Genomic DNA, 16,727 nt, shown 5'->3' with positions numbered 1-16,727 from the left:
TAGGGACAAGGCATGCCTTGTCCCTACAAATATACCTACATGGGAAAAATACAATTTGCAAACATACATCTTTGTGCTAATGCGTCATTTTGATTTTTTCGCGCAAAACACACTGATTATCAAATGGATAGCGAAATAATTCGCCTTGAACTGCTGAAAAACAGTTGTTTAAACACGACAGGTCGCTAAGACCTGTCGTGTTTGTGTATAAATTATGCAGATGTATCCCTGCGAATACATCCATATCGGAAAAATACAATTCTAAAAAGATGTGTTTTTTACACATATCCCAGTGCCTTATCACGTGCGATGGCCTCTGCATCGCGTTCGGCAGGGTCGCCAAAGCCGCCGCCGCCGGGCAGGTCTAAAATCAGTTCATCGCCCGGGTAGAGTTTGGTCAGTCCTTTGGGAGGTACGAATCGCTCGGGCACAATGCGGATGCTGCCGCCGCCGCCGTTTCTTCCGCCGCAAAGTCCGTGCGGTACGGTCTTGGTTTTTTCGGTCAGGATGGAAATGTTAATCGGCTCTTTGCCAATCATTTTGAAACTGAAACGCTGCCCCAGCCCGCCGCGATATTTGCCTGCACCGCCTGTACCGGGGCGCAGCGATTTTTCCGTTACCAATACGGGCGCATCGTTTTCCAATACCTCAATCGGTACGTTGGCCACGTTGGTCGGAAAACTCAACACGTGTGGCCCGTCAGCATCGGGGCGTGCGCCGTAGCCGCCGTTCAGGAAGAAATACTCCACAAATGTTGCATCGGGCTTTTTGCGGTCGGTGTGTTGCCCGTTGAGCACGATACACCAGCAGGCACTGCCGCAGTCCGCTTGTACCTGCATGGGCACGGCTTGCGAAAGTGCGCCGAACACGGGCGCAAAAAGGATATTACCCGTAATGTTACGCGCCCCCAGCGGCACGGGCTTTTGCGCATTCAACAGCGAACCTTTCGGAGCGCTTACCTTGATGGCACGGAAAGCCCCTTCGTTGTTAGGCACATCGGGGCTGAACGTACATTTAATCGGGTAGGCAGTGTAGGCGTAAGTGTAGTTTTGCACGGCATTGATACCCAGCGAGTGCGCACCGGAAGTGCCCGTGTAGTCCACCGAAATTTCATCGCCTTTGATGGTAATAGCACACTCAATACGCACGGGTTCATCCAAGCCGTCGCCGTCGGCATCGTAGGAATAGCGGTAAGTTCCGTCGGGGGCTTTGGCAATGGCTTCGCGCATGGCTTTTTCGGTTGCCTCAATGATTTGGTCGGAGAGGGCTTCTATGTCTTCCATGTCCATTTCATCCATGAGCCGTTGCAGCGAGCGGATGCCTTGGTCGTTGGCTGCCACCTGCGCACGGATGTCGCCCAGCGTTTGGCGAGCAGCCCGCACGTTGGATTCTATCAGGCGGAAAAGCGTTTCGTTGGGTTTGCCGGCTTCGTAAAGTTTGGTAGGCGGCACCATTAGTCCTTCTTCGTAGAGGTCGCGTGCGCCTGCCCCCCAGAGGCTGCCGCCCATGTCGGGCGAGTGCGCAATCGTTCCGATGAAGCCGATGAGTTTGCCTTTTCTGAAAATAGGCGACACCAAGCCGATGTCGGGCTTGTGCCCTGCACACAGCCAAGGGTCGTTGGTCATCACCACATCGCCTTCTTGCCAACTTTCCGTAGGGAAATAGTCTTTCAGCAGCGCCTGCGTGAGCATGGGCAATACACCCAAAAATGACGGCACGCTGATGCTGGACTGCGCCACCGACTGCCCGCGACGGTTCATCAGCACCACGGCAAAGTCGTTGCTTTCGCGCGTTACGGTAGAAAATGCCGTGCGTTGCAGTGTTGTTCCGGCTTCGTCCACAATCGCCAGCAGCCGCGACCAAAGGATAGAAAGGGTAATGGCATCGTATTTCATATTGCTCAAATGAGTTGGTGAGACGTTATTATTGTTATGACAATGGTTAATGTGGTGAACTATCCGTAATACTACGAAAAAAAGTGCGAACTCGTATCGCTTTTCGCATGAAAAAACGCCTCAACGCCAATTCGGTTGACATCAGCATTTGAGCAAACTCAATTACCTTACTTCAAACGCGCATTGTTTGGCAACTATTGGAAAAGTTATATTTTTATTTCACTGCTATTGGCGTCTAACGACGGCTAAAAAGTTATTTTCTATCATTATCTGACAGGTTTTTCAGCCGCTGGCAGGGATGGGTAAATGCAGGTTGAATATTTGAAAAGTTTAATTTTTTACGGTGTTTTTTTTAAAGGAGTTCGCGAACAATTGGCTTTTTGTTTGCAACTCAATGGCTATCAAATATTTAGCAAATAATTAGCGTTTAATATTCATGCGGATAGCGGATGTCGTAGCGGCTTAATTCTTTGACAATAGTGTGGAGGATGCAGTAGTTTTTGTACCAGTTTTTATCGCTTGGCACAATTGTCCACGGCACTTCGTTGCAGTCCCTAAAAATTTTTTCGTAAATGCGCATGTATTCTTCTCTATGGCGCGTTTCCACAATATCCTCTTCTTGGTATTTCCAGCGCTTCATGGGGTCGGTGAGTCGCTCGTTGATGCGCTCGAGCTGCTCTTTTTCCGATACATGCAAATAGAATTTGAAGATAATGGTATCATGGTCTTTGAGCAGTTTTTCAAAGGCATTGATAGCGCCAAATCGCTTTTTGATAACGTCCTTATCCAACAATTTGTAAACCGAAGGCACCAGTATATTCTCGTAGTGGGAGCGGTTGAAAATCTGAATCATACCTTTTTCGGGGCACTCGCGATGCACCCGCCACAGGAAGTCATGTTTTTGCTCCTCTTCGGTAGGTACTTTGAACGATTTCACACGGCAGCCCGCCGGATTGACACCTGAAAACACATTCTTTACAGCCCCGTCTTTGCCCGAAGCATCCATGCCCTGAATAATCACCAGTACGGCATACTTGGCCTGTGCATAGAGTTTTGCCTGAAAGTCTTTGAGTTGTTGCAGCAACTCCACGGTTTTTTCGCGAATCTCTTTTTCTTTCACATCGTCAGGCGGAAGGGTGGAAAGTTTGTTCAGGTCAATTTTGTCGTCTGTCATGGTCTGCTTCGTGTTAGATTAATTTTCCGCAATTCGTTTGGCCATAAATTTCATCAGCCGCTTGGCAATTTCCTGACGGTTGGCGTTGTAAAAACGGTATTCCTCGAGTGTAAACTGCCCTACGACAGTGCCCAGCAAGATGTTTTTCAGGGCTTGGTCTTTGGTGAGTGCCTGATAGACAAAGTCCGTGTACCGGTCGGCAGAGAGTGCTTGCAACTTCACCTTTTGTTGGATGAGGTAATCCGCAAAAATGGCCTTCAATAAATCATGCTGCATTTTCAGCACAGGGCGGAGCGTTTCGGTCTGAAATCGCTCTATATCGCTCATGCTGTCGGTGGTTTCTATCGGCAATTGTGGCCTAATACGTTGTATATCGCTTTCCCGCGAAGGAAAATGCAGTTTGTCCTGATGCATAGTCATTTGTATCTGATGGCAGTGAAACTAACGGGATATAATTTTAGTTATGCAATCAGAGATAACCGAAAAATAACGATTATGCCTGAAAAACAACAGTACATGGTGGATTTCACGCTTCCTGCGGAATTCAGCCCGGAGTTTACGGCATTAATTCCCGCGCAACGCACGGAGGTCAATCGTTTGATGGCGGCGGATAAAATCGCTTCCTATTCACTCTCATTGGACAGTGGCAAATTGTGGGCAATTGTGAATGCCGAATCGGAACTGGAAGTGCTGATTATGATTAACAACCTGCCGCTCAGTCGGTTTATGGAGTCTAAAATCGCACTGCTGACTTTCCACAATGCAGTAACCAAAATACAAACAGCTTTTTCTCTGAATTAGCGGTGCGATTGATTTGTTAGTGCTTGTCCTTTGCGGTTAAACTTTTGGTTTGCCGCAAAGGACAAAATTATTTTTTACATCCTGAACTGCTGCAAAGCGTCTGCAATGTCGCGGGTGTTGCTCAGGCGCGGCACCTTATTTTGGCCGCCCAATTTGCCCAGTGATTTCATGTAACCGATGAATGCGCTTTCTTCCAAGGGAGTAATGACCAATCGGCGCAAAATGCTGCCCGTAATCAGGTCGTCGTAGTAAACGTTCAGTTGGCGCAAACGGTCGTCCAAGTCCTGCGCGAACTGTTCGGGGTTTTGTGGCGCATGGGCAAAAGCAATCAGCCACTCGTGATAAGGCAGCCCTTCGGTCGGGTTCACTTGTGGGGCAACCGTAAACTCGGTTACGGCAGTTTCGGGATGCCTTTGCAAAGCATATTGCATGGCTTTTTCCACTTCTTCGCCGATGACGTGTTCGCCGAAAGCGGAAATAAAATGCTTGATGCGACCCGAAACCACCAAACGGTACGGATTTTTGCTGATAAATTTGACCGTATCGCCGATGGAATAGCCCCAAAGCCCCGCATTGGTGTTCATAATGAGGGCATAATTTACGCCCAATTCCACCTCGCCAATGTGCAAACGGCGCGGGTTAGGCTTAAAATAATCCTCGGCAGGGATGAACTCATAAAAAATGCCGTGATTGAGCAGCAGCAATAGCCCCGGCTCGGTCTGGCTGTCCTGATAGGCAATGAAGCCTTCGGAAGCGGGGTAGGTTTCTACGCTCGCAATTTGTTTGCCGATAGACGCAAACAGTTTGGCGCGGTATGGCTCAAAATTTACCCCGCCGTAAACAAAAACCGAAAAATTTGGGAATACCTCGCTGATAGTCTTGCCTGTGCGCGCCTGCATGCGGTCAAAATACATCTGCACCCAAGGCGGAATGCCCGAAATGAGCGACATATCGGCTTGGAGGGTTTCGTCTATGATGCGCTCTAACTTTTCCTCCCAATCTTCTATGCAGTTGGTCTGGTAGCTTGGCATTTGGTTGCTACGCAGCCACGCCGGCACGTGGTGGTTCACAATGCCCGACAACCTGCCGGTCAAAATACCTGCCTTCGTATCCAGTTCAGGGCTTCCCGAAAGGAAAATCAGTTTGCGGTCTAAAAAGTCAAAATTACCTGTTTCGTGTGCGTAGCACATCAGCGCATCACGGGCGCTGTTGATGTGGTAGGGTACTGACTCGCGCGATAAAGGGATGTACTTCGTGCCTGATGTTGTGCCGGAAGTTTTGGCAAAGTAAGCAGGTTTGCCCGGCCACAGCACATCGTGCCAACCTTCCATGATGCGCTCAATGTAGGGTTTCAAGTCCTCATAATCGCGGATGGGGACGCGCTTTTTGAAGTCTTCGTAGGTACGTATCCATTCAAAGTCGTGGTCGGTGCCAAACTGCGTACGCTTGGCTTTCCTGACCAACGACTTTAAAACAGCCATCTGTGTTTCAACAGGACGAGCCGCCCACCGCCGCTGACGTGCGGCAATGTAGGCGGCAAAAGGTTTGGCAAGTACAGAGCGAATCATGCACAAAAATACGGCTAATCGCGGTTGGTTTGTACCACTTTGGGGCTGCCCTTGTAGCTGATTTCCGCTTGTCCTGTTGTGTTCATCAGTACTTTTCGGTCGGCATAGACTTTTACACTGCTGTTGTCGGTGGCGGTGGCAATTACTTCTTTTGCTTTTAAATCAAATGCATCGCAATCCGCTTCTTGCGAAGCATTGATAATCAGGGTGTTGGCTGCGCCGTCCAATTGCAATACCGACTTGCCGTTCATTGTCGTTTTGATATTTTGTGCCTTAATATTTGCTTCGCAGTTAATATCGCCGTCTAATTGCAGGTCAAAATCTCTGGTTTTGAACTCGGCCACTTTCACCTCGCCCTGACCTTTTACCGACAGAGCGGAAAGTTTGGGCAGGTTGATTATCACGCGGACATTTTGCAACTCTTCGCCCGTTGCCTTGTTAATGATTTTCAGCAAATCGCCTTCTTGTAATATGCTGATATGGTTCGTTGCCTGTACATTGTCGGCATCTATCACCACCTGAAAGCGGTTGCCACGGCTGATTTTGACATCGTAATCGCCAACGAGCAGCAACTTGCTGAAATCGGAGTAGTTGGTGTAGCGTCTGGCGTGGATACCTATTTCCTGTGCCAGGAGTTCAGTGTTTTCTTCTTTTGGGGGGCAATTGAGGCATTTTAAACCTTCTTCGGTAAACTTCCAGCGGTGGTTGGGGTTTAAATCTCCGGCATCATAGCCGTGCGGGTAGAGCGTATGGCGCAGGATGCGCACCAGATTAGGGTGCATGATAAACTCCTGCCCATACGGTACCAGCAGTTCTAAGTTGATATGTTGGCCGCGAAAAACGGCATTGGCATCCAGCCCGTAGCCTTGGTCAAACTGAATCAGGTTTGCCTTTTGAACAGCGTTGTAGCGTGCCATTCGCGCATTTTCCAGTGCATTTTGCGCATCGCTGCCACGAGCCTGTGCCATGCGTACCAATTTTAAATCTTTGCCCTCATAGCCTTTGATGGTCAGCTCTACCATATCCAACTTGTTGGGCGATTGGGTATTTACCTCCAGCACCAAAGGCGTTGCGGCAGCGGCAAAAATCTGTTCGGTGCGCAGAATTTCCTCTGCCTGCCATTGCTGCAGTACGGAAGGAGTAATGGCTGAGGTGAGTGCAATGCCCGAAATCCATATGCCGAAAAGCGACCAAGCCGCCACAGAGCCGACTATTCTGCGGCGTGCAAGCAGTGACAGCCCGGCAATGCCCAGCGCAATCATCGGTACAATAATGGTGATAAAAAGCGCCACAATGCCCGGTACCGGTACGCTGTTGCTGAAAACACTCAACGGTATATTGTCCACGCGGATGTCCGTATAAATCATGCCCATCAGGGTGCTGAATATGATAACCAGCGAAATAACGCTGATGAGTGCTATAACAACCATTGCCAAGGCAGCTACTACGCGCAGCATCTGCCCCAAAAAGTTGCCGAAAGGCTGCCCAATTTTGGTAAGCGTGGCAATAATCAGTGACAGCAGGCGAAACGGAAACAGCAGAATTTTGACAAAAGTATTTTCTTCCTCCTGTTCGGGGTCTATGTCCAAACCTTCCTTAATCTTGCGCTCAATGTTGGAAAGTGTAACGGGTTCGCCTTCCATCTGCATTTTGTCTGTGAGGGTTTTCGCCTCGGGTGTAATCATCCAGAAAATCAGGTAGGTGATGATGCCCACACCGCCCAAGAAAATACCCAACACAAACAGCAGGCGGACAACGAGTACATCTACACCAAAGTATGCCGCCAGACCGCCTGCCACGCCGCCCAGTACGCGGTCTTCGGGGTTGCGGAACAGGCGCTTGTAGGATTGGTCATCGGGTAAATCTTCCGAGCCGGGCAATACAGCCCAAAGGATGCCGTAAGCTGCCACTGCAATGCCGCTCAGCGAGGTGAAATAAATCACATCTACCAGCGTAGCCATAAACGCCAAGCGAATCCAAAGCGGGTCAATACTCAGGTAGTGCGCAATGCCGCTTGCTACACCGCCTACGAGTTTGCGCTTTAGGTCGCGGTAAAGTTTGCGCGGGCTGCGTTTATTTTTTGCCTGCCAATCGCTTTTAGAATCCTGCTTGCCATGCAGCGGCTCCTCTGCCTGCAATGGTTCTTCGGGGCGGCGGTAGGAGGGCTCGCTGTCTGCTTCGGCTGCCTCAAAATCCGAAACGCTGCCCATTGTGGCTATCAGGTCGTTGATGTCCTCAACGGTAATTACCTGTTTGTTTTCGCCCAATTTTGCCAAGAAAATCTCGGCAATGCGGTTTTCTATATCTGAAATAATCTCGGCGCTGTCTTCGTAGGTCGAGAAATAGCGGTTAATGCTTGTCAGATAGCTTTTCAGCAAATCGTAGCCGTCTTCCTCTATGTGGAAAATGATGCCGCTGATATTGATGCTGATATTCTTTTTCATAGTGAATGTCTAATCATGCTAAAAGATGTAAGAATTGTTCGGGAAGTTGCGTGCAGTCATGCCTGAAAATTGACAATTGCCTGCGTGGAGGCAACAAGTTCATCCCAAGTCTGGCGCAACGCTTGAAGGAATTTGTGCCCTTCGTTAGTGAGGGTGTAGTACTTACGCGGCGGCCCAAAGGCAGACTCTACCCATTTGTAATCTACCAGCCCTGCCTTTCGCAGGCGGTTTAGCAGAGGGTAGAGCGTTCCTTCTACTACCACTATTTTGGCGCGGGTGAGTTCTTCCAGCATATCGGAAGCATAAATTTCCCCGCGGGAAATAATGCTCAGGATGCAGAATTCCAGCACGCCTTTTCGCATCTGAATTTGTGTATTCTCAAGGTTCATAAGCCTGTCGGGTTCGTCCGATTAATCATTCCATTCATCCGGTATTGAATCACGCAATCGCTACATGGTGATATACGGAACTAAATTAAATAAGTTACCTTGCAATACAAAGTACCTTGCAATTTTTTTATTCTGCCGCATATTGCCCAAATGCTAAGGTTTTGTGTATCATCCTATATCGTATTGCAATTCTTCCGGCAACGGCGGCGTGCAACGACTATTGCTCAATTGGCAGTACGGCTGTTGCCTGCACATTACCCGTAGATGCATATAAAAATTTCAGCAGAGCCTTAAATAATAAAAATATATAATAAATGACTGATTATCAATATTTTGTTTCGTAAATTGTAGCATTTAACAAATATTAAATTTGCTTATGCGCATATAAGGTTTTGCACTTCCAAAAAGCAAATATATCTTTGTGCAAGATTTAAGAGCAAATAGTTTTTTCATTTTCATATTTACTGGTGAGACTAAAGGACGTTACTTTGTGGCGTCCTTTTTTATTTTTTGCCTGTTTTCAGGGAACACACACAAGGGTAGTGGTATTATACAGCAAATCTGCCGCTGATGAACCGCATTTTTCTGTATCTCCGCTTTTTACCGATGTTGTTGTGGCTGCCGTGTCAGGTTTTGGCACAGCCTGCCGCCGATTTCCGCGAGGCATACCGGTCGGAATACCAATGGGCGGAGCAGTGGCTGTATCATCATCTGCCGCTGCATGTTTTAGCCGATACGCGTGCCTCTATGGCCGTAGCTGCCGCCTTCCCCGAACTTGTGCGTTACAACGAACTCAGCGATTTGATAGAAACGACTGCATTAGAATTATTGTACGTGCAGCAAGGCAGTCGCGCCGTTGATTTTTCCATCGGCCATTTTCAGATGAAGCCTTCGTTTGTGGAACAATTGGAAAAGTTGGCCGATTGTCCGCTGCTGACTGCTCGCGAACGTCAATGGTTGCAATTATCGCATATGCCGATGAAAGATGCACGCCGCTTGCGTATAGCACGGCTGAAATCGCCCTTGGCACAGTTACAGTATCTGCTTGTTTTTGAGCGCATTGCAAGTTGGCAGCGCACCGCTGACCTTGCACTGTGTGCGGCCAAAGAACGGGTGCGGCGCTTAGCGGTATTTTACAATGCGGGACTGCACATTAGTTCGGAGCAGATGAATGAGTTTCTGCAAATGCCGATTTTCCCCTACGGCAGGCGCTACCGCGGACAGCAGTACTGCTATGCTGATATTGCATGGGATGCCTATTGCCAATTTTTCGGAAGATGAGCGAAACAAAGGCCTGAATGCGGTTTGCTTCCGATTCTGTGCGCTTTGTGTATGCAAAAAGCGCAAGAGGTTTACGCAATATGTTTTGTTTAAATTGTTGAAAAACAAGTATTTAAACCTGAAAGACTTCTAAGACCTGTCGGGTTGGTGTATAAAATAATATTGTGCACTTGGTTGGCAATCACAAAACCCTCCACAGGTGCAATTTTAACCAATCAGGCCATCTCGGCCAATTCTAACCAGCGCATGGTTTTTTCGTCTATCAGCGGGGTGAGTTCCTGCAACCGCTTGCCCCAGCGGGCAAAGTCTTCGGCTGTACCGTTGCCCGTGCTAAGCAGATTTTCAATGTCGGTTTTTTCTTGCTCTAAGGCTGCAATTTCACCTTCCAAACGCTCATATTCTTGCTTTTCCTTGAAACTCAGGCGGCGTTTTTCGCCTGCGGCTTTGACGGTGGTAGCCGCTGTCGGGGTTGCTTTGGCGGTTTTTTCCTGCAAAGCGGCGCGGGCTGCCTGTTCTTCGGCTAAGTGGTTGCGGTAGTCGGTGTAGTTGCCCGGGAAGTCGCGTACCGTGCCGTTGCCTTCAAATACGAACAGGTGTTCAACCAATCGGTCTAAGAAATAGCGGTCGTGGGAAACGATGAGCAGGCAACCTCCGAAATTGGCCAGAAAATCTTCCAAAATGTTGAGCGTGAGGATGTCCAAATCGTTGGTCGGCTCGTCCAGAATCAGGAAGTTGGGGTTTTTCATCAGCACGTGCAGCAGTTGCAGGCGGCGCTTTTCTCCGCCGCTCAACCGCGAAACGGGCGTGTATTGCACCGAAGGCGGAAAGCGAAACAGGTTGAGCAATTGCGATGCGGTGATGGTTTCACCCGTGCCCGTGGTGATAACTTCGGCAACGGCTTTTACCGAATCAATGATGCGCAAATCGGGCGGGGCGATGAGTTCCTGTTGCGTGTAGTAACCGATGACGGTATTTTGCCCCATGTCCACCGTTCCGCGGTCGGGGGGCAGTTCGCCTGTCAGCAGTTTGAGGAAAGTGGTTTTGCCTACGCCGTTTTCCCCGACGATGCCTATTTTGTCGCTGCGCCGAAAGGTATAGCTGAAATCTTTGAGGATGATTTTATCGCCAAAGGCTTTGTATAGATGTTCAACTTCAATGATTTTTTTGCCCTGACGTGCCATTCCCGCGTTGATTTCTAACTTTTTTTCGGGGGCTTTTCCCGCGGCGCGTTCTTTAAGGTCTTCAAAAGCATCTACGCGGAATTTGGCTTTGGTGGTGCGGGCTTTGGGCTGTCGGCGAATCCATTCCAATTCGGTGCGCATCAGGTTGCGGGCTTTGTCCACCGCTGCGGCTTCTGTTTGCATCCGCTCCTCTTTTTTCTCCAAAAAGTAGCCGTAATTGCCCGCATAACGATAAACTTTTCCGCCGTCCAATTCCAGTACCACATTGGCGACGCGGTCTAAGAAATAGCGGTCGTGCGTAACGAGCAAAATGGTGCGGTTAGCGGTTGCCAGCACGCCTTCTAACCACTCAATCGTATCTAAGTCCAAGTGGTTGGTCGGCTCGTCCAATATCATCAGTTCGGCATCGGACATGAGCAGTTGCGCCAGTGCCAAGCGTTTGCGCTGCCCGCCTGAAAGTTGTGCAACGGGCTGCTGGGTGTCGTGCAAGCCCAATTTGCCCAAAATCTCTTTCATTTTATACTCCAACTCCCACGCGCCGGGCGTTTCCATGCCTTCTAATGCTTTTTGCAGCGCTGCCTCGTCGCCTTTGCGCATGGCGCGTTCGTATGCCTGCACGGCAGCCAGCGCGGGATGTTCGGACTGAAAAACGGCTTGCCAAACGGTTGCCCGCTCATCAAAAACGGGGTTTTGCGTCAGGTAGCCCATGCGCACATCTTTTCGGACTGATACCGTACCTTCATCGGGCGGAATCAAGCCTGCCAGCATGTTCATCAAAGTAGTTTTGCCCGAACCGTTAACGCCTACCAAGGCTACTTTTTCGCCTTGCGAAAGCCCGAAGGTCAGGTTGCGGAACAGCCAGCGCTCGCCGTCAAAAGTTTTGCCGATATTATCAGCCGAAATGATGTTCATAAGCAGATGATTTTATTAACTATTCGCCCATATACTCTACAAAATTCTGATGCGTTTCGTAGAGTGTGAGTTTGTGCAGGTCGGCGTTGGGGGCTTTTTCTTTGATTTTCGGGGCTAAAATTTTCCAGATTTCCTGAATCAGGATTTCGCAACTTGTCATTTTGCCCTGCATGAAGTCCACGTCTAAGTTGAGGTTTTTATGGTCTAATTTGTCCACCACCTCACGCTTGATGATGTTGCTCAAAGCCTTCAAATCCATGACAAAGCCCGTTTCGGGGTCGGGCTTGCCTTTCACCGTAACAATAAGTTCAAAGTTATGCCCATGCCAGTTGGCATTGGCGCAGGGGCCGAAAACCTCCACGTTTTTTTCGGGCGACCAGTTCGGATTGTATAGTTTATGCGCGGCATTAAAATGCTCTTTGCGGCAGATGTACACCATTTCCCTACCTCGTTTGAATTTTGCACCGCAAAGTTAGCGGATTGTCGGGGATTATCGGATGGTTGAGGCTGTTGAACTGTGAGCAACCCTGAGAGATGCCGAAATGATACTTATGTTGTTTGAGCTGTAATTGCTTCTGACGTTGTGGTTGCTTCGTAAACTTTATTCGCTTTGAATAACGGCCTTTATCTGCTCATGCAACTCCGGTATTTTGTATCGGGCAACATCCCAAACAATGTTATAATTAACTCCAATGTAGTCATAAATAAGTCGGTCGCGCATACCTGCCATATTTTTCCATTGAATCGTCGCCCATTTGACCTTAAAATCAGCGGGTATATTCTTGGTTGCTTCACCGATAATTTCCAAACTTCGGACAACGGCACGTTTCAGTATCTCGTCGTTGAGAAATTCTAACTGCGATTTTTCGGGCGTAATGACCGAGCGGATGAATGAACACTCATCTAAGATATGCTTCAAATAGACAATAGGCTCCTTAGACATATATTGCCTCGCTTAAAATTTTCGGCCCTATGTACGGGCTAAGTCCGTTTTTGGTAACCACGTCCACTTTATAGCCACTGAATAAATTTTCCGCCAAGTCATAAAAACTCATGAAGCTGTCAAAATTTTCCTTATTAGGTGCAAAATCAATCAATAGGTCTATATCGCTGTTTTCGGTTTGTTCGCCTCTTGCGTAAGAGCCGAACAGGCCGACGGATTGGATGCCGCATCGGGAAATAGCTTCTTTTTCAGATTGAATTTTGGCGATAATTGCTTCGCGGGTAATCATCATGTGCGTCTGTGTTTATCCAAATCTACAAAAACCGCAACAAACTACTCTGCCAATGCCCGCAAATCTACGGGTACGACCCGCGAAACACCCTGTTCCAACATGGTTACGCCGTACATAACATCGGTGGCGGACATGGTGCGCTTGTTGTGCGTTACAATGATGAACTGCGAATTATCGGCAAACTTGCGGATAATATTGTTAAACTTGTCAATATTGGCGTCGTCTAACGGTGCGTCCACTTCGTCAAAAATACAGAAAGGCGCGGGGCGCAACAGGTAAATGGCAAACAGCAGCGACGTAGCGGTGAGGGTTTTTTCGCCCCCCGAAAGCTGGTTAATCGTAAGCGGACGCTTGCCTTTGGGCTTTGCCATAATGTCAATTGCCGACTCTAACGGGTTTTCGGGGTCTAACAAAATCAAATCGCAGGTGTCCTCTTCGGAAAACAGCGAACGGAACACGCGAATGAAGTTAGCACGGATTTGCTCAAAAGATTCCAAAAATTGTTTACGGGCAATGGCATCTATTTCGTCAATGGTTTGCAGCAAAGAGGCTTTGGCGGTCAGCAGGTCGTTTTTCTGTTCGTTGATGAAGTCGTAGCGTTGTTTAATTTCGTTGTATGCCTCCATTGCCATGGGGTTGATTGCCCCGATGCGCTCAATGCGTTCCTTGCATTTTTGCTGTTCTTCGCGCAGGAACTCCTCACTCAAATCGCTGAGGATGAGGTCGGGCGCGTTCATCACTGCCTCTAAATCAATTTCAAACTCAACGGAAAGCCGTTCTTTGAGCGATGCGGTTTGCAGGCGGGCTTCGTTGAGGCGGTTGTTCATCTCGGCGATGAGTTGGTCGGATGTTTCGCGGCGGCGGCGCAGCTCGCGAATTTCCTTTTCAGTTTCGGCGATGCTGCCGCGGGCGGCAAAATAATCCTGTTCGGCTTCGCGAACGGCGGCTTCTATGCTCTCTTTTTCTTCGTAGAGGCTCAATAACTCGCTGTCGCTGAGGGTGTTGCTTGTTGCCAACTCGCGGATTTCCGCTTCGGTTTTTTGCAGTTCTGCCTGTGCCTGTTCCATGCGGCGGCGCAAACTGACAATATCGTTCCCGCGGTACTCAATTTCTTTTTCCAGTGTTTCTAAGCGGTTGCGCAACTGATAACTGCGCATGTTTTGCTCGTTGTAGGCAGTCTGTTTGCGGTTGAGCACCTCGTTTCGGCGGAACAGCTCGTTGTTCAGGTGCGAAAGTTCGCTTTCGGCTTGGCTGAGTTGCTGTTGCGCCATGCGTACCTGTGGCTCGGTTTCGCTGATTTCCTCGCGCAGGATGTCCATACGTGCCTCAATGTCCTCTTTTTTCAGGTCGCTGCTGCTAACCAACTGTTGCAACTGCTCTTGGCGGATGCGGGCAGCGGTTGCCTCTTGTTGCAGGCGGTTCAGGTCGCGTTGAGCGGTTTCTATTGCCGCTTTTTTGCTGTCGGCTTTTTGCTGCTCAATGTATTGGTAAAGGGCTTTGAGGCGGTCTTCGTCTTTTTTGATTTTGTCGTTGAGTTCGGCAAGTTGGCGGCTGAGTTTTTCCAAATTTTTTGCCCGCCCCAATCGTTTGCCTTCAAACAGCCCGACCGAACCTCCCGAAAGGCTGAAAGGTTGTCGGATAATTTTACCGTTTTGCGTAATCAGTGTTACTTCCTGCAGCACACGGGGCAGCACTTCCTGATTGCCCGTCAGGATGTAAACATTACCTAATAGACTGTAAATCAACGGTGTAAAGCGCGTGTCAAAATCAATAACCGAAAGTGCGTGTACTGCCCCGCCGATTTCCTGCTTGTGCGGCGTGGGGATATTGCCTCGCATCAGTTGCGACATGACAAAAAAGTTTGCACGCCCTTTGCCCGCTTCGCTCAATAAATTGATGCCTGCCAATGCCTGTTCCTCGTTTTCCACCACGTAGTGGCTCATGTAGGGCTGCAAGTAGTTTTCAATGCAAAGTTTGAATTCATCGGCGGCGTTGATGATGTCGGAAAGCAGGGGCGTATTTTTGGCAAATCGCTTGTCGGTATGCAGGAAACGCACGGCTTCGGGGAAGCCCTCCATGCTGTCCACCAACGACTTGGTGAGGTTGTACTCGTTTTGCAGGGCATCGGCTTTGCGGTGCTCGGCAGCGATTTGCAGGCGCAAATCTTCTGCCTGTTGCGTGCTTTTGGCTATGCTTTCCTGCAAGGCAACTTCGGCAGCCTGCATGTCGGCAAGTTCGCGCTCCAAGTCCGCCACTTGGTCGCGCAGGTCAAGCACGGTGTCGCTCAACGCTTCCAAACTTGCCCGCTGTTGGCTGGCATCGGTGTAATTTTTTTCTAACTCCAAACGCAGTGCATTGTATTGCATATGCTTGATTTCCAATGATTTATTGAGCTGAAAAACTTCATTTTTGGCAGTATTGCCGTTGGCTGTGGCTTCGGACAGTTGCTTTTGCAATGCCTGCACTTGCTCGCGCTCGGCTTCGTAGTCGGCTTTGAGCGAATCAAGTGTAAAATCGGTTTCGTCTGCCTGTCGCCTTGCGCTTTGCTGTTCTTCTTTGAGTACGGCAATGCGGTTGTGCAGCACGTCGGTATTGTGTTGCTCGTCGCCGATTTGCCGCTCCAAATTGGCACGGCGGTCGGTGAGGAATCGCAGCCGCTCGTTTTTGAGCTTCTGTTCGCTTTCGTATTGCCTGATTTTGCCGACGTGTTCGTTCAGCACTCGCTGCCGACCTGCCAACAGTTTTTCTTTTTGTAAAATTGCCGCTTGTGTTTGTTCTATGGAAGCCTCCAATTCGGCAATTTGTGCGGTCAGGGCTGCTTTTTGGTCGTTTTCGGCATTGAGTTGCGCCTGAATGCCGATGAGGGTTTCGCGTTGGCGACTGACAATTTTTTTAGCCAACTCAAGGCTGATTTGTTTGTATTCGTCTTTGGCTTTGTAGTAGCGTTCGGCTTGTTTGGCTTGTTTTTCAAGGCTGCGCAGGTTCTTTTCAATTTCAAAAAGCAGGTCTTCCACCCGCGCCAAATCGGCATCCGTATCGCCTACTTTTTTGATGGTTTCCTTTTTTCGCGCCTTGAATTTGGAAATGCCCGCCGCTTCTTCAAACAGTTCGCGGCGGCTGCCCGATGTGTCATTGAGCAGGTCGTCCACCATTTTCAACTCAATAATGGCGTAGCTGTCCGGCCCGATGCCCGTGTCCATGAACAGGTTGTTGATGTCTTTCAGGCGGCAGTTTACGCCGTTGAGCAAGTATTCACTCTCGCCCGAACGGTAGTAGCGGCGCGTGATGGTAACTTCGGTGTACTCAGTCGGCAAAAGGTTTTTGGTATTGAGGAAGGTGAGCGAAACTTCCGCCATTTGTTGCGGCTTGCGGTTTTTGGTGCCGTTGAAAATGACGTTTTCCATTTTGTCGGAACGCAGGTTTTTGGTGCGTTGCTCGCCCAGTACCCAGCGGATGGCATCCACTACGTTGCTCTTGCCGCAGCCGTTCGGCCCGACAATGCCCGTAATGCCCGCGTCAAAGTTGATGGTAACTTTATCGCCGAAACTTTTAAAACCTTTGATTTCTAACTTGCTCAGTTGCATGGGTACACGTTAAGATTTCGGAATGCGGATTGAGGATTTAGGATTTGAAGCGGAATTGAAACGGCGTTTATGATACCTGTGATTCGGTGTGTTAAGCAAGTGAACAGTTTAAAACGATTTTTCAAATTTACCGCAAAGCCCGCTGAGTATTTTTATGATGAATCTTTTCTCTGTGTACATTGCGGTTAAACCTTTGCGCACTCCGCGGTAAAAAAGAACGCGTTAATTTGCTCACCTGCTTTATTCCCCAATCCGCAATTTCA

General features: G+C 49.0%; 13 protein-coding genes. 2 read left to right on the top strand and 11 right to left on the bottom strand.

Annotated elements, in window-relative coordinates:
• Positions 1-278 precede the first annotated feature (278 nt).
• The 3 genes from NDK19_RS07255 to NDK19_RS07245 all read right to left on the bottom strand — a co-directional run bounded on the left by NDK19_RS07255 (position 279) and on the right by NDK19_RS07245 (position 3,489).
• A complete protein-coding gene (locus NDK19_RS07255; RefSeq protein ID WP_250631287.1) occupies positions 279-1,895 on the bottom strand; it encodes a hydantoinase B/oxoprolinase family protein in 1,617 nt (538 codons plus the stop codon).
• Between the two features lie 427 nt (positions 1,896-2,322).
• Positions 2,323-3,069, bottom strand: coding sequence for a PPK2 family polyphosphate kinase (locus NDK19_RS07250; RefSeq protein ID WP_250631197.1), 747 nt, complete (start codon positions 3,067-3,069; stop codon positions 2,323-2,325).
• Positions 3,070-3,087: 18 nt separating this feature from the next.
• A complete protein-coding gene (locus NDK19_RS07245; RefSeq protein ID WP_250631196.1) occupies positions 3,088-3,489 on the bottom strand; it encodes a hypothetical protein in 402 nt (133 codons plus the stop codon).
• 75 nt (positions 3,490-3,564) lie between these two features.
• Between NDK19_RS07245 and NDK19_RS07240 the strand changes: the two genes are divergently transcribed.
• On the top strand, positions 3,565-3,870 hold the full coding sequence (locus NDK19_RS07240) for a hypothetical protein (protein ID WP_250631195.1): 306 nt from the start codon (positions 3,565-3,567) through the stop codon (positions 3,868-3,870).
• A 74-nt stretch (positions 3,871-3,944) separates the two neighbouring features.
• On the opposite strand, the gene NDK19_RS07235 is transcribed toward NDK19_RS07240, so the two are convergent.
• The 3 genes from NDK19_RS07235 to NDK19_RS07225 are packed head-to-tail and all read right to left on the bottom strand — an operon-like array spanning position 3,945 to position 8,271.
• A complete protein-coding gene (locus NDK19_RS07235) occupies positions 3,945-5,438 on the bottom strand; it encodes a GH3 auxin-responsive promoter family protein (RefSeq protein WP_250631194.1) in 1,494 nt (497 codons plus the stop codon).
• A gap of 14 nt (positions 5,439-5,452) precedes the next feature.
• Positions 5,453-7,882: a PspC domain-containing protein gene (locus NDK19_RS07230; protein ID WP_250631193.1), complete on the bottom strand. Its 2,430-nt coding sequence runs from the start codon at positions 7,880-7,882 to the stop codon at positions 5,453-5,455.
• Between the two features lie 56 nt (positions 7,883-7,938).
• Positions 7,939-8,271 carry a PadR family transcriptional regulator gene (locus tag NDK19_RS07225; RefSeq protein ID WP_250631192.1) on the bottom strand — a complete coding sequence of 111 codons (333 nt, stop codon included), beginning with the start codon at positions 8,269-8,271 and terminating at the stop codon, positions 7,939-7,941.
• Positions 8,272-8,841: 570 nt separating this feature from the next.
• Between NDK19_RS07225 and NDK19_RS07220 the strand changes: the two genes are divergently transcribed.
• Positions 8,842-9,552, top strand: coding sequence for a hypothetical protein (locus tag NDK19_RS07220; RefSeq protein WP_250631191.1), 711 nt, complete (start codon positions 8,842-8,844; stop codon positions 9,550-9,552).
• Positions 9,553-9,767: 215 nt separating this feature from the next.
• Here NDK19_RS07220 and NDK19_RS07215 read toward each other — a convergent pair whose 3' ends face one another.
• The 5 genes from NDK19_RS07215 to smc form a co-directional block, all read right to left on the bottom strand.
• Positions 9,768-11,645: an ABC-F family ATP-binding cassette domain-containing protein gene (locus NDK19_RS07215; protein ID WP_250631190.1), complete on the bottom strand. Its 1,878-nt coding sequence runs from the start codon at positions 11,643-11,645 to the stop codon at positions 9,768-9,770.
• Positions 11,646-11,664: 19 nt separating this feature from the next.
• The gene (locus NDK19_RS07210) at positions 11,665-12,084 is read right to left on the bottom strand and encodes a 6-pyruvoyl trahydropterin synthase family protein (protein ID WP_250631189.1); all 420 of its coding nucleotides are present in this window, start codon (positions 12,082-12,084) and stop codon (positions 11,665-11,667) included.
• A 162-nt stretch (positions 12,085-12,246) separates the two neighbouring features.
• On the bottom strand, positions 12,247-12,588 hold the full coding sequence (locus NDK19_RS07205; protein ID WP_250631188.1) for a HepT-like ribonuclease domain-containing protein: 342 nt from the start codon (positions 12,586-12,588) through the stop codon (positions 12,247-12,249).
• Positions 12,581-12,880, bottom strand: a complete 300-nt coding sequence (locus NDK19_RS07200; RefSeq protein WP_250631187.1) for a nucleotidyltransferase family protein — start codon at positions 12,878-12,880, stop codon at positions 12,581-12,583. The genes NDK19_RS07205 and NDK19_RS07200 overlap by 8 nt, the downstream gene beginning before the upstream one ends.
• Before the next feature lie 41 nt (positions 12,881-12,921).
• Positions 12,922-16,464, bottom strand: a complete 3,543-nt coding sequence (smc, locus tag NDK19_RS07195) for a chromosome segregation protein SMC (RefSeq protein ID WP_250631186.1) — start codon at positions 16,462-16,464, stop codon at positions 12,922-12,924.
• Between the last annotated feature and the right edge of the window lie 263 nt (positions 16,465-16,727).

This window comes from Rhodoflexus caldus (genome assembly GCF_021206925.1).
Classification (GTDB): domain Bacteria; phylum Bacteroidota; class Bacteroidia; order Cytophagales; family Thermoflexibacteraceae; genus Rhodoflexus; species Rhodoflexus caldus.
The sequence above is the reverse complement of the archived record's forward strand: the minus strand, read 5'-3'. Positions and strand labels throughout refer to the sequence as shown.

Coding starts and splice junctions, on each gene's coding strand:
- NDK19_RS07255 (WP_250631287.1), bottom strand. CDS start 1,895: ATGAAATACGATGCCATTACCCTTTCTATCCTTTGGTCGCGGCTGCTG.
- NDK19_RS07250 (WP_250631197.1), bottom strand. CDS start 3,069: ATGACAGACGACAAAATTGACCTGAACAAACTTTCCACCCTTCCGCCT.
- NDK19_RS07245 (WP_250631196.1), bottom strand. CDS start 3,489: ATGACTATGCATCAGGACAAACTGCATTTTCCTTCGCGGGAAAGCGAT.
- NDK19_RS07240 (WP_250631195.1), top strand. CDS start 3,565: ATGCCTGAAAAACAACAGTACATGGTGGATTTCACGCTTCCTGCGGAA.
- NDK19_RS07235 (WP_250631194.1), bottom strand. CDS start 5,438: ATGATTCGCTCTGTACTTGCCAAACCTTTTGCCGCCTACATTGCCGCA.
- NDK19_RS07230 (WP_250631193.1), bottom strand. CDS start 7,882: ATGAAAAAGAATATCAGCATCAATATCAGCGGCATCATTTTCCACATA.
- NDK19_RS07225 (WP_250631192.1), bottom strand. CDS start 8,271: ATGAACCTTGAGAATACACAAATTCAGATGCGAAAAGGCGTGCTGGAA.
- NDK19_RS07220 (WP_250631191.1), top strand. CDS start 8,842: ATGAACCGCATTTTTCTGTATCTCCGCTTTTTACCGATGTTGTTGTGG.
- NDK19_RS07215 (WP_250631190.1), bottom strand. CDS start 11,645: ATGAACATCATTTCGGCTGATAATATCGGCAAAACTTTTGACGGCGAG.
- NDK19_RS07210 (WP_250631189.1), bottom strand. CDS start 12,084: ATGGTGTACATCTGCCGCAAAGAGCATTTTAATGCCGCGCATAAACTA.
- NDK19_RS07205 (WP_250631188.1), bottom strand. CDS start 12,588: ATGTCTAAGGAGCCTATTGTCTATTTGAAGCATATCTTAGATGAGTGT.
- NDK19_RS07200 (WP_250631187.1), bottom strand. CDS start 12,880: ATGATGATTACCCGCGAAGCAATTATCGCCAAAATTCAATCTGAAAAA.
- smc (WP_250631186.1), bottom strand. CDS start 16,464: ATGCAACTGAGCAAGTTAGAAATCAAAGGTTTTAAAAGTTTCGGCGAT.